Annotated in this window: 15 protein-coding genes; all 15 read left to right on the top strand. The window is 46.6% G+C overall.

Annotation, left to right across the window (positions count from 1 at the left end):
• Positions 1 to 17 precede the first annotated feature (17 nt).
• The gene (gene purD, locus C1I38_RS05910) at positions 18 to 1,307 is read left to right on the top strand and encodes a phosphoribosylamine--glycine ligase (protein ID WP_132102108.1); all 1,290 of its coding nucleotides are present in this window, start codon (positions 18 to 20) and stop codon (positions 1,305 to 1,307) included.
• A gap of 66 nt (positions 1,308 to 1,373) precedes the next feature.
• Positions 1,374 to 2,282, top strand: coding sequence for a methylenetetrahydrofolate reductase [NAD(P)H] (metF, locus tag C1I38_RS05905; protein WP_020492827.1), 909 nt, complete (start codon positions 1,374 to 1,376; stop codon positions 2,280 to 2,282).
• 23 nt (positions 2,283 to 2,305) lie between these two features.
• Positions 2,306 to 4,294, top strand: coding sequence for an N-6 DNA methylase (locus tag C1I38_RS05900; protein ID WP_119774319.1), 1,989 nt, complete (start codon positions 2,306 to 2,308; stop codon positions 4,292 to 4,294).
• Positions 4,295 to 4,399: 105 nt separating this feature from the next.
• Entirely contained in the window at positions 4,400 to 6,733 is a 2,334-nt protein-coding gene (gene priA, locus C1I38_RS05895; protein ID WP_119774451.1) for a primosomal protein N', read from the top strand.
• A 143-nt stretch (positions 6,734 to 6,876) separates the two neighbouring features.
• Positions 6,877 to 7,329 (top strand): peptide deformylase, encoded by a 453-nt coding sequence (gene def, locus C1I38_RS05890; RefSeq protein WP_020492824.1) that lies wholly within the window; start codon positions 6,877 to 6,879, stop codon positions 7,327 to 7,329.
• Between the two features lie 136 nt (positions 7,330 to 7,465).
• Positions 7,466 to 8,413 (top strand): methionyl-tRNA formyltransferase, encoded by a 948-nt coding sequence (gene fmt, locus C1I38_RS05885; protein ID WP_119774317.1) that lies wholly within the window; start codon positions 7,466 to 7,468, stop codon positions 8,411 to 8,413.
• Positions 8,414 to 8,576: 163 nt separating this feature from the next.
• Entirely contained in the window at positions 8,577 to 9,266 is a 690-nt protein-coding gene (locus C1I38_RS05880) for a zinc metallopeptidase (protein ID WP_119774449.1), read from the top strand.
• Positions 9,267 to 9,304: 38 nt separating this feature from the next.
• The gene (rsmB, locus tag C1I38_RS05875; protein WP_119774316.1) at positions 9,305 to 10,720 is read left to right on the top strand and encodes a 16S rRNA (cytosine(967)-C(5))-methyltransferase RsmB; all 1,416 of its coding nucleotides are present in this window, start codon (positions 9,305 to 9,307) and stop codon (positions 10,718 to 10,720) included.
• Positions 10,721 to 10,856: 136 nt separating this feature from the next.
• Positions 10,857 to 11,948, top strand: coding sequence for a 23S rRNA (adenine(2503)-C(2))-methyltransferase RlmN (gene rlmN, locus C1I38_RS05870; RefSeq protein ID WP_199698208.1), 1,092 nt, complete (start codon positions 10,857 to 10,859; stop codon positions 11,946 to 11,948).
• Complete coding sequence (locus C1I38_RS05865) at positions 11,926 to 12,711, top strand: FhaA domain-containing protein (RefSeq protein WP_119774313.1); 786 nt, start codon at positions 11,926 to 11,928, stop codon at positions 12,709 to 12,711. The genes rlmN and C1I38_RS05865 overlap by 23 nt, the downstream gene beginning before the upstream one ends.
• Positions 12,712 to 12,724: 13 nt before the next feature.
• A complete protein-coding gene (locus C1I38_RS05860) occupies positions 12,725 to 13,168 on the top strand; it encodes an FHA domain-containing protein (protein ID WP_119774312.1) in 444 nt (147 codons plus the stop codon).
• Complete coding sequence (locus C1I38_RS05855; RefSeq protein WP_119774311.1) at positions 13,155 to 13,877, top strand: Stp1/IreP family PP2C-type Ser/Thr phosphatase; 723 nt, start codon at positions 13,155 to 13,157, stop codon at positions 13,875 to 13,877. The genes C1I38_RS05860 and C1I38_RS05855 overlap by 14 nt, the downstream gene beginning before the upstream one ends.
• 4 nt (positions 13,878 to 13,881) lie before the next feature.
• A complete protein-coding gene (locus C1I38_RS05850) occupies positions 13,882 to 15,168 on the top strand; it encodes an FtsW/RodA/SpoVE family cell cycle protein (protein WP_243103594.1) in 1,287 nt (428 codons plus the stop codon).
• On the top strand, positions 15,165 to 16,580 hold the full coding sequence (locus tag C1I38_RS05845; protein ID WP_119774310.1) for a penicillin-binding transpeptidase domain-containing protein: 1,416 nt from the start codon (positions 15,165 to 15,167) through the stop codon (positions 16,578 to 16,580). The genes C1I38_RS05850 and C1I38_RS05845 overlap by 4 nt, the downstream gene beginning before the upstream one ends.
• Positions 16,580 to 18,256, top strand: coding sequence for a Stk1 family PASTA domain-containing Ser/Thr kinase (gene pknB, locus C1I38_RS05840; protein WP_119774309.1), 1,677 nt, complete (start codon positions 16,580 to 16,582; stop codon positions 18,254 to 18,256). The genes C1I38_RS05845 and pknB overlap by 1 nt, the downstream gene beginning before the upstream one ends.
• Positions 18,257 to 18,289: the final 33 nt, after the last annotated feature.

The raw sequence follows: 18,289 nt of genomic DNA, 5'->3' as shown, positions 1-18,289 counted from the left end.
ATTGAGGTGGAAAAAGGATGGCTGACTTGTCTGGATGTCAAAATAACGGGAAGAAAATTCTGCTTGTAGGCTCAGGAGGAAGAGAGCATGCCCTTGCCTGGAAAATCAATCAGAGTCCTTTTTGTCAGAAACTCTTTGTAGCTCCGGGTAACGCAGGAACAGCGCAATGGAATGTTCCGATCAAGGCCAATGAACTTAACGCTTTGGTTGACTTCGCCAAGGATGAAGGGATTGATCTTACGATTATTGGTCCTGAGGAACCACTTAGTCTGGGAATTGTCAACGCTTTTCAGGCTGCAGGACTCAGAGTTTTTGGCCCGTCCGGAGCGGCAGCAACGCTTGAAAGCAGCAAAGCCTTTGCCAAGGAAATTATGGTACAGGCGAAGGTTCCGACAGCAGACTACCGGACTTTTACCGAGAAGAGTGAAGCAGAAAGATATATTAGAGAAACCGGCGCCCCGATTGTCATTAAAGCGGATGGTTTGGCGGCAGGTAAAGGGGTCATTGTGGCAGCTACACTGGAAGAGGCGTTTGAAGGCATCGAGACCATTATGGGTGGGGCCTTCGGTGCTGCTGGAGACAAGGTCGTGGTTGAAGAATTTTTGGAGGGGCAGGAGGTCAGCCTGCTGTGCTTTTGCGACGGTGAAAAGGCTCTCCCGATGACTCCCGTTCAGGATCACAAGAGAGCGCTCGACGGGGATATGGGGTTAAATACAGGTGGAATGGGGACTTATTCTCCACCTCCTTTCTGGACCAAAGCGTTAGAACAGGAAGTTATCGATACGATTGCTCAGCCGACGCTTTCAGTTATGCGCCAAAGAGGAACTCCATTTACCGGCGTACTGTTTTTAGGCCTAATGATTACGGCCAAAGGCCCTAAACTTCTGGAATACAATGTTCGGTTCGGTGATCCTGAGACACAGGTTGTGATGACCCTGCTCAAGTCGGACTTGATCCCAATCTTCGAGGCTTGTATCGACGGGAAACTGCCCGAAGTCAAAATCGAATGGCATGCCGGCACCGCGCTGTGTGTGGTCATGGCTGCTCCCGGCTATCCGGGTGAATACCGGAAGGGGATTCCGATCAGTCTTCCGACGACCCAAGAAAATCAGGTAGTTTTCCATGCCGGCACAAAGATGGAAGACGGAAAACTAGTCAATTCAGGCGGCCGGGTACTTGGCGTCACCGTCCGTGATGCATCTATTGCGGCAGCTAGGGAGAATGTCTATGCGCTCGTCGATAGTATCAAGTTCCCTGATGCCCATTTCCGCACCGACATAGGGATTAAAGGACTCAACATCCAATGATTCAATTCCGGTGCTTATTCCAATTGAATAAATTTGGATTGTATTAAAGATGAAGGAGGTTTTAGAATGTTTATCTGCGAATTGTTCCAACAGAAAAAGGTCGTATCTTTTGAGATTTTTCCACCAAAACTTACTTCATCTATAGAGGTCATTTATGATACGATTGATGCCCTAGCACCGCTCCGTCCTGATTTTATCAGTGTTACCTACGGTGCTGGAGGAAGTACCAGCAAAACGACTGCAGAAATCGCATCCATTGTTGAAAACAAATACAACATTAATTCTTTGGCTCATCTGACCTGTATTACCTCTTCCAAAGAACAAATCGAGGAAACACTGACACAGCTGGCAGACAGCAATGTCTCCAATATTCTCGCTTTACGGGGAGATATTCCGAAGGGTGCGGGTGAGATCGGCAGGGCAAGGGATTTCCAATATGCTTCTGATCTTGTCGCTTATATCCAGAACAAACATTCTTTCTGTCTGGGCGGCGCCTGTTATCCGGAAGGCCATCCCGAGTGCCCCGATAAAGACCAGGATATTGAAAACCTTCAGCGGAAAGTCGATGCCGGAGTCGGGTTTCTTATTACACAGTTATTTTATGACAATGACGCCTTCTTCCGTTTCCAGGAGAAAGTTGCTAAGCTGAACATTAATGTTCCGATTCTGGCAGGGATCATGCCAATCACTAATCGGGTTCAGATTGAAAGAATATTAGCATTGTCGAATGCACGGATGCCGCAGAAATTGATTAAAATACTTGACAAATTTGAGCATAACATGGAAGCCCTAAAAGATGCCGGCATTGCTTACGCGACCAAACAAATTGTGGAATTACTTGCGAATGATATTGACGGTGTCCATATCTATACGATGAATAAACCGCAAATTGCAAAGGACTTAGTCCGCAACCTCGATTCTCTTTTCTATGCGGTGAACAGTCAGGAAAACAAAAAGGTAGGCAACCTGGATTAATCTAAAACGACAGGACTGCAGAAATGGATAATCATCGAATTGATTCAAAGTTAACCGCAGAAATCCTGGGGATATCTGTGCCGAGTGTCCGCAACTGGATCCGGCATGGCTATCTCCATCCTTCTGATCCTGACGGAAAGGTCTTTGATCTTGATGAGGTGTTTCTGCTTCGGGAACGGATTGCGCAGGGAGATTTTGACCGCTTAAGAAAAAGAGCAAACAAAGCCGGTGCTGATAAACGATTTGCCCCGACAGAATACATCCTAAACAAAAGAACACGTAAGCAGATCATGGATCTATTGGCTTATCTGATCCGGCATAACATAGACCGGGGATGGACAGTCTTCGTTCTGGCTTTGAATCTTTTTCGGAGCTCGGGAGACATACTTTCCGATGACCTGAAAAAAATTATTGATCTTCCGGAAGCTATTTTCCAGCGACAGCATGTCCGCATGGAGCTGAAGAATTTTTATCAGGATATGCTCAGGACATCTAAGCAATCTTCTTTAGAATCTTCTTTGAAGTTTTCGTACGGCAGGCCGGATTCTCAGCACCTTGAATATCTTTTTAACATCCGTTTTCCTTTAGAAGAAGATATATTGGGCATTATCTATCAATCGCTGACCATGGAGGGGAATAAAGCCCGCCTTGGTTCTTACTTCACCCCGCCGGGCATAGCGAATGACGCTGCCCGGGCTTATATCCGCAGCGGACAGAAGGTGCTTGATCCTTGCTGCGGTACGGGCCAGTATCTTTTATCCTTTGCCCGGAATATGGATGAACCCGAAAACATCTATGGGATGGACCTCGATCTGACATCGGTAAGGATTGCCAGGTTCAATCTTTTGTTGACATGTTCCCGGGATTTTCACCCCAACATCATCCACTGCAATACTTTAACCGATATGGAACGGGAATCTTCCGCTTTCGGGAAATTTGATTTTATTGCCACGAATCCTCCGTGGGGAGCGGAGATTGATCTGAGTGTCCGCCAGAAAATGGCTGTGGAGTTTCCGGAAATAACTTCCGGGGAGTCCTTTTCTTATTTTCTCAGGGTGAGTCTTGATCTGATGAAAGATGGAGGGGTTGTCTCGTTTATTCTGCCGGAATCCATCCTGAATATCCGTGCCCATGCTGATATCAGAGGATATCTGCTTGAGAATTGTCAGATCATCAGGATCGAATATCTGGGCAGGAGATTTAAAAATGTCTTCTCAGCCGTGATCCGCCTTGACCTCAGAAAGGCCTTACCGTCAGAGAAGGATCAAGTTCTGGTGAAATTTCCGGAACAAGAATACCTGGTCTCTCAGGAAAGGTTTCGAAGTAATGCCTGGCATATTTTTGATATTTACCTGAGCAGCCAGGACGAAGCCATTTTCAGCAAGGTCTATTCGACCCGACATACTTTCCTGAAAGATAAGGCCGACTGGGCCTTGGGAATTGTCACCGGAGATAATCGGAGATACCTGCTTCAGACGAACGAGCCGGGTGCTGAGCCAATCTATAAGGGATCAGATGTGGATAAATTCGTTCTGAAGAAGCCGTCTTCTTTTTTACGGTTTCAGCCGGACAAGTTCCAGCAAACAGCACCGGAACATAAATACAGGACGGCGGAGAAACTGATTTACCGCTTCATTTCTGAAAGACTTGTTTTCGCCTATGATGATCAAGGCAGTCTTACACTGAACAGTGCCAATATCCTGATCCCCGAACCAGGAAACTATCCGGTGAAAGTAATTCTTGCTTTATTTAACAGCAGCCTTTATCAATTTCTTTTTCGCAAGAAATTCCATACCCTGAAAGTGCTCAGGGGAGATCTGGAACTGCTTCCGCTGCCCTTATGGGAACAGGCAGTGATTGACCATATCCTGCAATTAACGAACCAAATCATCGTCGGGGAAGATCAGTTTGAAATCCTGGATCAATTCATTATGGAACAGTTTAGGCTGACGCCCGAGGAACGCCGTCATATCAGAGATTTTTCGGCAAATACTTTTTCTGCGTCAGAATGATTTTCATATTGCATACATTTTTTCAGCATGAACAGATGACAGGTTATCTGCTATAATTGATACAGCATCCGATTTTTTGACATCAGCAGGGAGGAGCCTTTGAAATTGAGCGGATACGCAGAGGTGTTGGTCGACGTCGCCAACAGGCGTCTTGATCAGAGTTTTCATTACTATATTCCGGACAATCTCGTAATTCATGCGGGGATGATGGTGGTTGTCCCGCTTAAGCACAGAAAAGTCCGGGGCCTAGTTGTCAGTATCAGTTCCGACCCGCCTGAACTCGACGGTGAGCCCAGATTCCGCAACATAGAAGCGGTCCTGGAAGAAAACTGTCTAATTCCACCGGAGCTCATAGAACTGGCCTGCTGGCTTTCGGAGACGACGATCTGCCCAAAAGCGCAAGCCCTTCATTCTGTGTGGCCTTTTTTAAAGGGAAAGGGAGAAACCTGGATGACTTCCATGGCCGGCATGGACGATGAGGACGTTAAAGTTTTGGAGCTTCTCGATCCGGATACATTCCAGGTCTTAAAAACCCTTAACAGGTCGCGTCGGGGAGGCCTGTCGGAAAATGTCCTGCTAAAGAGAAGCGGGGCGAAGAAAGAACTGCTTGAGGATATGCTTAAGCAGGGATGGATCAAAAAAGAAATACGGTTTTCTGGAAAAGCAGGCAGTTCCGACTTGAATGAAAGAAAAAAAAATAACATAGAGAATAAAATTGATATAGACACAGATATAGACACAGATAAAGACATAGACGTCGATATAAGAAACAATATTGAGCAGATAACAGCTGGTTCCGTTCGGCACGTTACAGGCACATTAAGTCCTGCCCAGGAAAAAGTTTTCCAGGATATTCTGGCGTTTCGCAATAAAAATGATGGCGGAACGGTTTTGATCCATGGGATAACCGGCAGTGGCAAGACAGAGGTTTATAAAGAGCTGGTGGCAAAGGTACTGGCTGAAGGGGGTGATGTTATTCTGCTTGTACCTGAGATTTCACTTACTTCTCAGATCTCCAGAATATTTCTGGAACAGTTCGGAGATATGGTCGGAATTATTCATTCAGGCATCAGTTCCAGCGATAAACTAGCAATTTGGGAGCAAATCCTGCAACGGAATAAGCGCGTGATTATCGGAGCGCGCTCTGCTGTTTTTGCGCCTCTGTCAAACCTTAAACTGATCATACTGGATGAGGAACACGATAACGCTTATAAACAGGATGAAAATCCCAAGTATCATGCCCGAGACGTCGCCCGGAAAAGGGTGGAGGACAGAGGCGGGCTTGTGCTTCTGGGAAGCGCTACCCCATCCCTGGAAGCGTATGCGGCGGCCCAAAGGGATAAGATTGGTCTTGTGTCACTGGAAGAACGCTTCAACCAACAGGCTTTACCCACTGTCGATATTGTGGATATGAAACAGGAACTGGCTAGCGGCAATAAAACAATGTTCTCCATGGCACTTAGAAACAAGCTCCAGGAGAGAATTGACAACGGAGAACAAAGTATCCTTTTTCTGAACCGCAGAGGTTATTCGACCTTTGTATTTTGCCGTGAATGTGGCTATGTCGCACGCTGCCCGCATTGTGATGTTTCCCTGACATACCACAGTCATCATCAGCAGTTGTGCTGTCACTACTGTAATTACCAACAGGATGTTTTTCACCGTTGCCCGGAATGCAACAGCCGGTTTATTCGTTTCTTCGGCCAGGGAACCCAAAAAGTTGAAGAAGAGGTTTCTGCTTTGTTTCCCGGAGTTGAAGTCTTACGATTGGATACGGATACGACCTCCGGCTCCCGGGAATACAATAGAATTCTAGAACGGTTTCGCAGCGGAGAGGTTCCGATTCTTGTCGGGACCCAAATGCTGGCCAAAGGGCTGGATTTTCCCAACGTTACCCTTGTCGGGGTAATCTCTGCCGATCAGCTTTTCAATATGCCCGATTTTCGATCCAGAGAACGAGCTTTTCAGCTGCTGACCCAGGTTGCTGGTAGGGCAGGACGTGGAGCTAAAGGCGGCGAAGTGGTGATCCAGACCTATTCACCTGAAGAAAGATCGATCCTGCGGTCAGCCAAACAGGATTATGCAGCCTTTTTCTGGGAAGAGATTGCTTACCGGAAACAGCAAAATTATCCGCCATTTGCCCATATCATCAGGATCATGATTTTTCATGAAAAAGAAGATCGGGTAATCAAGGCGGCTCAGGACCTAGCCAACAGCATCCGCCTGGTGCTTGCTGATCAGGATCAGGAATATGTGATTCTTGGCCCGGCACCGGCTGTTTTGACCAGGCTGAAGAATGAATTTCGCTGGCAGGTATCGGTCAAAGGAAAGAATCCAGCGGTTCTCCGTAGGATCGTCCATCAAGGAGTCCGGGCTTTCTATCTTGGAACGGCCAGCTCAGGGATCAATATCAGTATTGAAGTAAATCCACTATCTTAAATACAACATATTTGAGGGAGGTCTGACACGTCGCTCTTAAGGTGTTAATTGCTTTCAGGCTTTCAAAAATGTATAATTCGATTATATGGTTTTTTTATGGGATATTATTTTAGAAATTGCGTGAGAAGGGAGCGGACCCAGTAATGGCCGTTTACCAGATAGTAAAAATTGGAGAAGATATTCTGCGGGAAAAAGCAATAGAAGTCAAGAAAATTACCCCGAATATTATCAAATTGCTCGATAACATGGCTGAGACCATGTATGAGGCGAAAGGGGTAGGGCTTGCAGCTCCCCAGGTCGGCGTATCCAAAAGAGTTGTGGTGATCGACGTCGGAGACGGTCTTTTAGAACTGATCAATCCGATGATTATTAAAAAAACCGGTTCGGAAGCAGATGAAGAGGGATGCTTAAGTGTCCCAAATAAGACTGGCAGGGTGAAACGGGCGGCCGAAGTGGTAGTTCAGGCCATGGACCGCAATGGCGAGATGAAGGAATATCATGCCGATGGTTTCCTAGCTAGAGCGATGCAGCACGAAACGGATCATCTTGATGGGATACTGTTTGTTGATATCGCGGACAAGATTTATAATGTGTAGTATCTTAGTCCGCTTGACGCTGAAATTGTAGCACGCAGACAAAATATGGGGTATAAGATTTATGGCTAAGATTTACTAGACGCGCGAAGAGAGAGTCTTTGCATTTAGAATACGGAACGGGAAGTGACAGTGTCAGATGCGGCTTGTTTTTATGGGAACACCGGATTTTGCGGTGCCTGTCCTGGAGGCGCTCTATGCTTCAGGACATCAAATCGGCGGCGTTTTTACCCAGCCCGACAAACCTGCGGGACGAGGGAATAAATTGAAAGCGAGTCCGGTCAAAGTGCTTGCTGAGAAGTATGGACTTGCTGTATTTCAGCCTGCTAGAATCAAAACTGCGGAAGCAGTCCGGCAAATCAAGGATTTGCAGCCGGAGTGTATTGTCGTGGTTGCTTTCGGACAGCTTTTGTCAAAAGAGATTTTGGAAATACCACCTTACGGCTGCATCAATGTGCATGCTTCGCTACTTCCTGCTTACCGCGGCGCAGCACCGATCCATTGGGCCGTGATGAACGGGGAGATAAAAACCGGTGTTACGACGATGCTGATGGATGAAGGGCTCGATACGGGTGCGATGTTGATGATGAAGGAATATCCGATATCCCCGGAGGCTACAACCGGTGAATTACACGATGTTTTGGCGCGAATTGGGGCTAAGGCTTTACTCAATACGCTGATAGGGCTTGAGAACGGGGCGGTTTATCCGGTTCCGCAGCCGGAAGGTTCTTCCTATGCACCGCTTTTGACCAGAGAACATGAACGGTTGGAATGGTCGTGGACTGCTGCAAAAATTCACAACCGGATTCGCGGGCTGAATCCCTGGCCGGGTGCATTTGCATTTTTTCGGGAAGAGCAGGTTAAAATATGGCTGAGTGAACAGCCTGGAAAGCTTGACTTGTCCGGAAATGCACTACAGAACAGCTTGCCGGGAAGTATTTTATCCCTTACTGAAGGGGGACTACTCGTTAAGACCGGAGAAGGTATTTTGAAAATTACAGAACTTCAGCCTGCAGGAAAGAAAAGGATGCGGGCTCAGGACTTCTATAACGGCTACAGGCTGAAAGAGGATGACCGATTTCAGTAACTGGCATGCTTATTTCTTACTTTTTAAGCAAAATCTAAGATTAAATAGATATACTTTAGATATTTAAATAATGCTTCTTTCGGTACCTTGAAAGAAGCATATGATGTATGATTCTTTTGTTATTTGGTCAGGTCAGGCTTTTGAAGGAGGAAAATAGATGATAATGCCTTTATTTGATCCGACAATTATATTACTAATTCCAGCAATTATCCTAACGATTTATGCTCAGGCCAAAGTTAGTGGTGCTTACAGCAGATATTCCAGGATTAGGAGCAGTTCAGGGGCAACAGGCGCGGACGTAGCCAGAGCCCTACTGAATGAAAATGGTCTTTATGATGTTCAGGTAGAACAGGTTGCCGGTAACCTTACGGACCACTACGACCCGAGGACTCATGTTGTAAGGCTCAGCAGCGGTGTATATAACAGCACATCTATTGCAGCGCTGGCTGTTGCTGCCCACGAAACAGGTCATGCCGTACAGCATGCTGACAGCTATGTTCCATTGAAAATCAGGACAGCTTTTGTGCCGGTAGCTTCATTTGGCAGCCAGGCAGGGCCTATTTTGATTCTTCTCGGCCTGTTCCTACCGTCGATATCCTTCTTGTTGGATATTGGGATTTATGTTTTTGCGTTTGCGGTTCTGTTTCAGATCGTTACGCTTCCTGTTGAATACAATGCCAGCAACAGAGCCTTAGCTTTTCTGGGAGACAGCGGTATTATTAAAGAGACAGAAGAGATGACGGGCGCAAAAAAGATGCTCAGTGCAGCCGCCCTTACCTATGTTGCCGCAGCACTGACGGCAATTCTGACCTTGCTACGCTTTGTATGGATTGCACAAGGCCGGGATGATTAGTACCGGATCAAGAGAATAAAAAGAATGGGATAGAAAAAATGATGGAGAAGAATGATCCTATTGCTGAAAAAGAAAACAAACGTACGCGAAAACGCATAAACGATCAAAACGCACGGCTAATAGCCGTGCGTATTCTTACGCGGGTCGAAAAAGAAGGGGCCTATGCCAATCTTCTTTTGCGTTCCCAGCTTTCCGGACTGACCCTGAGCCGGGACAGAAATTTGGCTACCGCTTTAGTCAACGGGGCATTAAAAAACAAATTGACGCTGGATTATGCGTTGAGAAAACATCTGAATAAGCCGATGTCCGCATTGCCGCAGGAAGTCAGGGCTGTTTTAAGGATCGGTGTTTTTCAGATATTATTTATGGACAGAGTGCCGATGCCCGCTGCGGTCAATGAGAGTGTTGACCTGATGAATCAACTGAACCGAACCTATGCCCCGCTTGTCAACAGTGTCCTGCGCAAGGCGACTGAAATAGGCTGGAATTTTGAATGGCCGGATCAAAAGAAAAAAATAGTCCGCTATCTTTCGGTCAGATATTCCCATCCTGAATGGATGGTCAAGCGCTGGTTGACAAGGTGGGGGAAGGAAGAAACGGAAGCCCTGCTGAAAACCAATAACGAACCTGCTCTGACTTCCATCCGGGTTAACACCCTAAAGACCACAAGAGAGGAACTTAAGACCCTATTGGGGTGCAAGGGAATTGAAGCAACGGACGGCAGATATACGCCGGAAAGCTTAATTCTGAAAGATTTCGGCAATTTGGAACAACTTGAGGAATTTCAAAACGGATATTTCACGGTTCAGGATCAAAGCTCTCAGCTGGCTGCGCATATCCTGGGCGTTCGGGATGGGGACCGTGTGCTTGACGTCTGCAGTGCGCCAGGAGGAAAGACGACGCATCTGGCGCAATTAATGAAAAACAAGGGCGTCATCATTGCAGTAGATATGTATCCCAAAAAACTTGAGTTGATTAAGGAAACAGCCGAACGGCTTGGAATTTCGATAATAAAAACGATTGAGGGCGACGCCCGAATTTTGGAAGGAATTGAACAGAAATTTGACCGGGTCCTGGTCGATGCGCCCTGTTCGGGCTTGGGTGTGCTTAGAAAAAGAGCTGATCTGCGCTGGCAGAAGCGAGAAGACGAGATTAGCGAACTGCCAGAACTCCAGCTGGCAATCCTGCTGAAAGCTGCCGATCATGTGCGGGAGGGCGGAGAGCTTGTTTATTCGACCTGTACCACGGAGCCGGAAGAAAACTTTGAAGTGGTTAAAGCTTTCCGGCAGCTTAAACCCGAGTTTGTTTCGGTCGACTTGTCGGAAAGTTTGCCTTTTGCAGCAGAGGAGAGAGATCTGAAACAACTGCAGAAAGGGGTATGGCAGATACTGCCTCATCATCACAATATGGATGGATTCTTTATCGCCAAGTTCCGACGGCCACGGAGGCCCTAGTGACGCGATGCCACTCTAGACTAACCCAAGCAAAAGCTGTGTATCTTGTTGTTAACGGGAGTTATGAATCGATCTATTAGACGAAAGTTAACATCTGTTATAGAGAAATGTTTAAGATTATAAAATTGGGAGAATAATACTAATTATGGAAAAGTTGGATTGCCGCGGTTGTCTTGAAGGAGAAATGCATGCTATATGCCTGGAAAACGGCTTAAAAAAGTTCAGAGCCCATCAGGTTTTCAACTGGGTTAATGCCAGAGGAGTCCATCATTGGGATGAAATGAAGAATATCGGGAAACAGGACAGTGAATGGCTTAACAGGGTTTTCTTTATCCAACCGCTGACTGTCTTAAGAGAGCAGCGTTCTGCCGATGGAACCCGGAAGTTTTTATTTCGCCTGGCTGACGGAGAAAGTATTGAAACGGTGCTAATGGATTATGATCATCTGACAAGCCGGGACAGACACACTTTATGTGTCTCAACTCAGGTAGGATGCCCTGTGGGATGCCCTTTTTGCGCAACCGGAATGGACGGATTTCACCGGAACCTGACTGCAGGAGAGATCACCGGACAGGTACTGGAAATCAGTCGGCTGCTTCAGCAGGAAGACCCGGAATTCAAGGTAACCAACATTGTTTTCATGGGGATGGGTGAACCTTTTCTTAATTATGATGCAGTGATGAAAGCGATTAGAATCCTGAACAGCGAGAATGGTCAGAATATCGGCATGCGGAGAATGACCATCTCGACGAGCGGTGTTGCCCCCAAGATTATTCAGCTGGCACAGGACAACCCACAAGTCGGTTTGGCTGTATCGCTTCATTCAGTTAGAGATGAAGTTAGGGATACGTTGGTTCCTATCAACAGAAGATATCCATTACAGGAACTACTGGAAGCCTGCCGGTATTATTCCAATCAGACGAACAGAAGAATTACATTTGAATTTGCTTTACACCAACAAAATGTCTCCAAAGAAGAAGCGGAAAAACTGGTGGTTCTCCTTAAGGGCATGCTGGCCCATGTCAATTTGATCCCCATTAATCCGGTAATCGGCAGCGGCGTTCAAAGAGCGGGCAAAGAGCGATTAACGATGTTCAAAAGGGTTCTCGAAACGGGCAAGATTCCTGTTTCGATCAGAGAAGAAAAAGGCCTGGACATTAATGCAGCGTGTGGTCAGCTTAGACAGCGTTTGGAGTGTGAGGAGTATGCGTCTCTTAAACAAAGTTGAATCGATCGCCGAACAGATGGCCACATTTTTGTTTAGCAAGGCGGTGGGCACGATTCAGCCTGTTCAGGTTGCCAGGGAACTCAATAAAATAATGCTGAAAAATAAACAGGTCAGCATATCTCATGTCTATGTCCCGAATGTTTACACCGTAAGTTTAAGTCCTGAGGATTATGCAGTCTTAGAGAGTTTTGGAGAGACACTGCTGGTGGAGCTGGCTAAACATCTCTATGATGAAGGGACCAGGCAGGGCTATACTTTTCTGGCACTCCCTGTTGTGCGGATGCAGCCTTCGGAGAAGATAGATGCTGGCTTAATGAAAATCCAGATTGAGTTTAAAGATTCTGTTGTCGCCAATTGGCGGATTAACGAAGAAAAACTGCCCACGGAAGATGAAGAACTGGAAAAAACAACAGTTCTGGCGGATGCTGCAAGATTAATCATGGCATCATCTAAGACAGTTGGCAGGAAAACTCATCCTTATCTCGAAGTTATAAAAGGGACAAACGAAGGTGAGATCTACGATCTCGATAAGGACGCGTATATTGTCGGACGCCAGGAAGATTGTGATATTGAAGTCAGAGACCTGGAGATCTCCCGTCACCATTTGAAGCTTTATACAGAGAATAGAAGGTGGTTTGTTCAGGATCTAGGCAGTACCAATGGTACCTATCTGAACAAATTAAGGGTTGACCGCTATATGGTAAATCCTGGTGACAGGATTAAGGCCGGACAAACGCATTTTCAATTTCATGTAGATAAGTAAAGTCGGTGATTGAATGCAAATGCTTACAGTAGTTGGAAGGATTGTATTTGTTGGTTTTATCTATCTCTTTCTCTTACGGATATTGACGGTTATGCTGGCCGATTTAAGGTCGAGGGGAATCATGAGCAAAACCGAATCTGATCTTGGCTGTATCGAAGTCTTAAGCGGAGCTGAAAAGCTGCCCAAAGGACGCAAGATTAAGATTGATTCCCGGGGGCTTTCTATCGGAAGAGGAAAGCACAACGATATCGTCGTTCCGGACCATTATTGTTCACTGGATCATGCTGAATTCAAGCATAACAGAGGGATGACAACACTAGAGGATGTTGGGAGCACGAATGGTACCTGGGTGAACGGAGAACGGATCAACTCCCAGGTCCAGCTTGTTTCCGGTGACTTCATCAAGATAGGCAGCATTACTTTTCTTTATTCGAGGTGGGGAAATGAAAGCAGTTAGGATTTATGAGACCGGTTGTGTTAGAAAAAACAATGAAGATTATTTTCTTATATTGCCGGAGGAGTCATTTTTCGCGGTGGCCGATGGAATGGGCGGACATAATGCCGGGGAAATAGCTTCGAGGATCGCGGTCGAACAATTAAAGGAAAAAGCAGCCGAATTAAAATCTTTGGATATTCAGGATCTACAGGACTGGATTGTTCAGGCTGTGAATCAGGCCAACCGTGAAGTATACGAAGTATCGCTTCGGACTGAAGGGACGGAAGGCATGGGGACAACCCTGACTGCGCTGATGATCTATGACAATAAAGCCGTTGTTGGCCATGTGGGCGACAGTAGGATTTATTTATGGCGAAATCAGACCCTTACGCTCCTATCGGAGGATCATTCGATGGTAAACGAACTTGTCCGCCTCGGAGAGCTGACGGAGGAGAAAGCAAAAAATCATCCGCACAAGCATGTCTTGTCCAGAGCGCTGGGTGTGGAGCTCAATATTGATGTAGACTGTTTTCAACTTAAAGTACAGGACGGAGATGTTTTTCTTCTGTGCACAGATGGCTTTTCGAATGAAATCAGTGATCAGGAGATTGCTGCGGAGTTTTCCGAGGCTAAATCATGGGATGATCATCTCGAAACCTTGAGGAATGTTGTGATCGAACGGGGGGCTCCGGATAATTTTACGGCAATATGCTGTATTGTGGAGCGGTGAGGACATGCTGCATCGTCTATCTTTGAGGGTTCTGACTTTAGTAATTTTATGGATGGGGCTCGGTGTACTGAAGCTGGATGATATGAATGAAAACGGTTTTTTCCTGCAAGGAGCTGTATTTTCTTTTTTGATCCTAGCAGGTGCCTTGTTTGAAATATTTTTTTGCTATCAGGGAGATCCTTATCTCCTGCCGGTAGTTCAGACCATCCTCGCGATTGGCTTGGTTTTTCTGGCAAGGATCAATCCTGCCCTGGCAGCGGACCAATTTATCTGGGCGAATCTGGGCGTGATCATTTACTATGCTGTCTTTTTTATTTTACGAGATTACCGCAAGCTTGGTGAGTATCAGTATCTCTGGGGAATGCTGGCCTTGCTTATGCTTCTGCTGACGCTGATATTTGGGGTCACCATCAATGGTGCGACAAGCTGGTTTAGGTTTGCCGGGGTGGGCTTCCAGCCCGAGGAGCTTGTTAAAGTAGCACTGCTTCTTTTCCTGGCATCCTACTTAAGTGACAATAAAGAACTTTTGCGTTTTGGGACGATTCAGGTTGGGAAAGTTTCCCTGCCCGATGCCAAAACGATGGGCCCGTTTGTTTTTATCGGCGTATTTGTTCTCGGCTTGCTTGGGGCCCAGAAAAGTCTTGGAACGGCACTGGTATTCTTCCTTCTCATGGTGTTTATCTTGTATGTCGCAACCGAAAGATTGCTCTATCTCATGGTTTCCGTTCCGCTGGTCATGGTGACCGGAGCAGCTGGTTATTTCCTATTTGACCATGTCCGCGTAAGAGTCGCTACCTGGATTAATCCGTGGGTGGATGCCAGCGGCGGGGCTTATCAGATCTCCCAGTCGATCTTCGCCATAAGCGGGGGAAGGCTTCTGGGGACAGGTCTCGGAAATGGGATAGGTGCTTACCAGATTCCAAATGCGGACACTGATTTTATCTTTTCGGTGATTGCTGAGGAGATTGGTTTTATTGGCGCAATGGCAGTCATCAGCCTGTTTATCATTATCGTAATGCGCTGTTTCTGTATCAGCATCAGAGCCACGGATCGGTTTGGCCAGATCCTGGCAGCCGGAATAGGCATTCTGATCGGTGTGGAAGCTCTGATTATCCTGGCCGGGGTGACCAAAATGCTTCCGCTTACAGGTCTGCCTTTGCCTTGGATGAGCTACGGGGGAAGTTCCATGGTCGGACACTTTTTACTCCTTGGGATTCTAGCCGGCATTTCTCATAGCTCAGCTTTCTCTGTGAGTCAGATATCAATTGGAAAGCAGGCAGATGCCTTATGAACAATGGAATTCGCAAAATTGCACTGATCATGGTTTTTAGCTTTGTTTTTTTAAGTCTGGGTCTGGTATACTGGCAAGTGGTTAAGGCCGATGAGATGCTGGATAATCCAGCTAACCGGCGCGCGGTTTATTTAGAGGAAAGAATTACCCGGGGCGGCATTTTTGATCGGAACGGCGTTGTTTTGGCGAAGACGGAGCAAACTGCTGATGGGAAAGTCAGAACGTATCCGTTGGGTGAGATGTTTGAGCCATTACTGGGGTATGCCACAGTAAAATACGGTTCTGCCGGTCTTGAGGCAACGGAGGCGGAAACACTCCTCGGAATGAAAAATCCTTCCATTCTCAGACGGATTCAGAATACATTTGAATTGCAGAGAACGGGTAATGACCTGATACTGACACTTGATTCCCGCTTACAAGAGACTGCCTATCAGAGTTTGCAGGGCAAGACCGGAGCAGTGGTGGCAATCGATCCGCAAAATGGGGATGTTCTAGCGCTGGTCAGTCAACCAAGCTATGATGCTGGAACAATTGAACAGGACTGGGACAAAATTATTACCAAGGAGGACAGTCCGCTTGTGAATCACGCTTTTTCGATGTTTCCTCCAGGATCAATTATGAAAGTTGTTACTTCAGCAGCTATTTTTCAGGCAGGACTCGACACGACGGAACTCTATGATTGTGAAGGTTCTACTGTGATTAATGGGCAGACGATCCAGGAACAAAATGACAAAGCGCATGGCTGGGTGAATTATGATCTTGCTTTGGCCTACTCCTGCAATACTTATTTTGCTCAGTATGGGATCAAAGCTGGGGTGAACCATTTTTTGGAGGCCGTGTCCAATTTTGGGTTTGGCAGGGATATCCCGTTCGATCTGTATGTTCCAGTTAGTTCAATTACGAGAGATGACCCCTTGCCGGAAGACTTAAGCCTTAATTTGTTTGCCGAGAGCACCTTCGGTCAGGGTCAAGTGATGGTTAGTCCTTTCCATATGGCCTTGATCACAGCTGGAGTTGCCAATGACGGTAAAATAATGGTTCCACATTTGATTGACAGTGTGCTCGATTCCAAGCAAAATAGTATCTATCGAAGGACACCTGAAGTATGGCTGACGCCTCTTAGTAAGGAAGAGGCAGAAAAAATAACAAGCGGCATGGTATTGGCTGTCAATAAAGGAACAGCATCTCCCGGAGCCATATCTGGGGCCCAAATAGCAGCGAAAACCGGCTCGGCGGAACCGGGTGGAGACGGGGATACCCACGCCTGGTATATTGCTTTCGCTCCTGCGGAGAATCCGGAAATAGCTGTAGCAGTCCTGGTGGAACATGGCGGAACTGGCGGCGGAGCGGCAGCGCCGATTGCTAAAGCAGTCATAGAGAAAGCACTTGAATTGAAAGAAGGTGAAGACTAATGGAAAAGATGTTCGGAGGAAGATATGAAATAGAAGAAAAGATCGGGGCCGGAGGGATGGCAATCGTCTACCGGGCCAAGGATACATTACTGAACAGAACCGTTGCTATCAAGGTCTTGCGGGAACAGTACGCTTCTGATGAGGGTTTTATCCGTCGTTTTCGCCGGGAAGCTCAGTCTGCAGCCAGCCTGTCTCACCAGAACATCGTTTCAATCTATGATGTGGGCAGAGACGGGAACGAAGATTATATTGTCATGGAGTATGTCAAAGGCCAGACGCTAAAGGATATTATCCGTACACAAGCACCTCTTTCCCAGGATAAAGCGATTCATATTGTCCGTCAAATTGCTGAAGCATTGGTGCATGCACATGCCAATAATATTATTCACCGAGACATCAAACCGCAGAATATTTTAATTACACCGGATGGAAGGGCCAAAGTCACTGATTTTGGGATAGCCAGAGCCGCTTCTTCGGCAACCGTCACTCATACCGGGGATATCGTCGGCTCAGTGCATTACCTGTCACCGGAACAGGCCAAGGGCTCCCAGACCACGGAACAGTCCGATATCTACTCGCTCGGAATCATCCTTTATGAACTGATTGCAGGAAGGCTTCCGTATGATGGAGATACTGCGATCACCATCGCCTTGAAGCATATCCAAGAGGAAGTCGAGTTGCCTGGAAAGCTTGTTGCCGGAGTCAGCCCGGAACTGGAAACCGTGATCATGAAAGCACTGGCTAAATCAGTTCAGGATCGCTATAAAAGTGCAGCAGAATTTCTCAAGGATCTCGACAGGATTGAGGCCGGAGAGACCATTGTTTGGGAAAAAAGGCAGGCCAGCGACCATGAAGATACCATGCAGACCCAAGTTCATAAGGGCTTGAAGAATAAAGTAATCCCGAATGAGGCCAAGAATGATGCGCTTCTGCGTACTAAAAAACGCAGGAGGAAAATTCCGATTCTAATTATGATTGTTATCTCTGCACTGATTGTAATTGTCGGAGCATCGTCGGGAGTTTGGTTTTTCACCCATACACAGGTGGTTACAGTTCCGGATCTTACCGGGAAGACTGTAGAAGAAGCTAAAATCGAATTGACTAAAGCCCGTCTGGCTCTCGGCAACCGGACCGAAACCTACAGCGATGAAATTAAGCAGGGTGGGATTGTTTCTCAAAGCATTAAGCCTAAGAGTGAAGTGAAGGCTGGAAGGTCAGTGGACATTGAGATTAGCAAAGGCGTAGAATATATCAAAGTGCCGAATGTAACAACCGGGTATCCGCTTCAGGAAAACGCTGAGAGTACGCTTAAGGAAGCCGGTTTCACGAATATTACGGTCAAAACAATGCTGAGCGCTTCTGTTTCGAAAGGACATGTTTTTGGACAATCGGTTGCGCCCGGTTCGACTTGGACAAAGAACGGAGAAATCGAACTGTTTGTCAGCGAAGGGATTCAACCAACGATTACTGCTATGCCTGATTTTACAGGCATGTCACTGGAGTTTACCACGGATTACCTAGAAAAATACGATATGAAAGTAATGCCAATCATGGAAGAATCAAATTTATTTCCGGAGAAAGCCGTGATTACCACTGAACCCAAACCGGGCAAACCAATCCAGCAGGGTTCGGAAGTGACCATCGTTGTGTCTCAGGGACCGGGACCCCCGGCCTAAAATGCGCGCAAATATCTGATGCTATCATTTTTG

The organism is Dehalobacter sp. 12DCB1 (assembly GCF_004343605.1).
Taxonomy (GTDB): domain Bacteria; phylum Bacillota; class Desulfitobacteriia; order Desulfitobacteriales; family Syntrophobotulaceae; genus Dehalobacter.
Note: the sequence above shows the minus strand (reverse complement) of the source record. Positions and strands in the feature narration are given on the sequence as shown.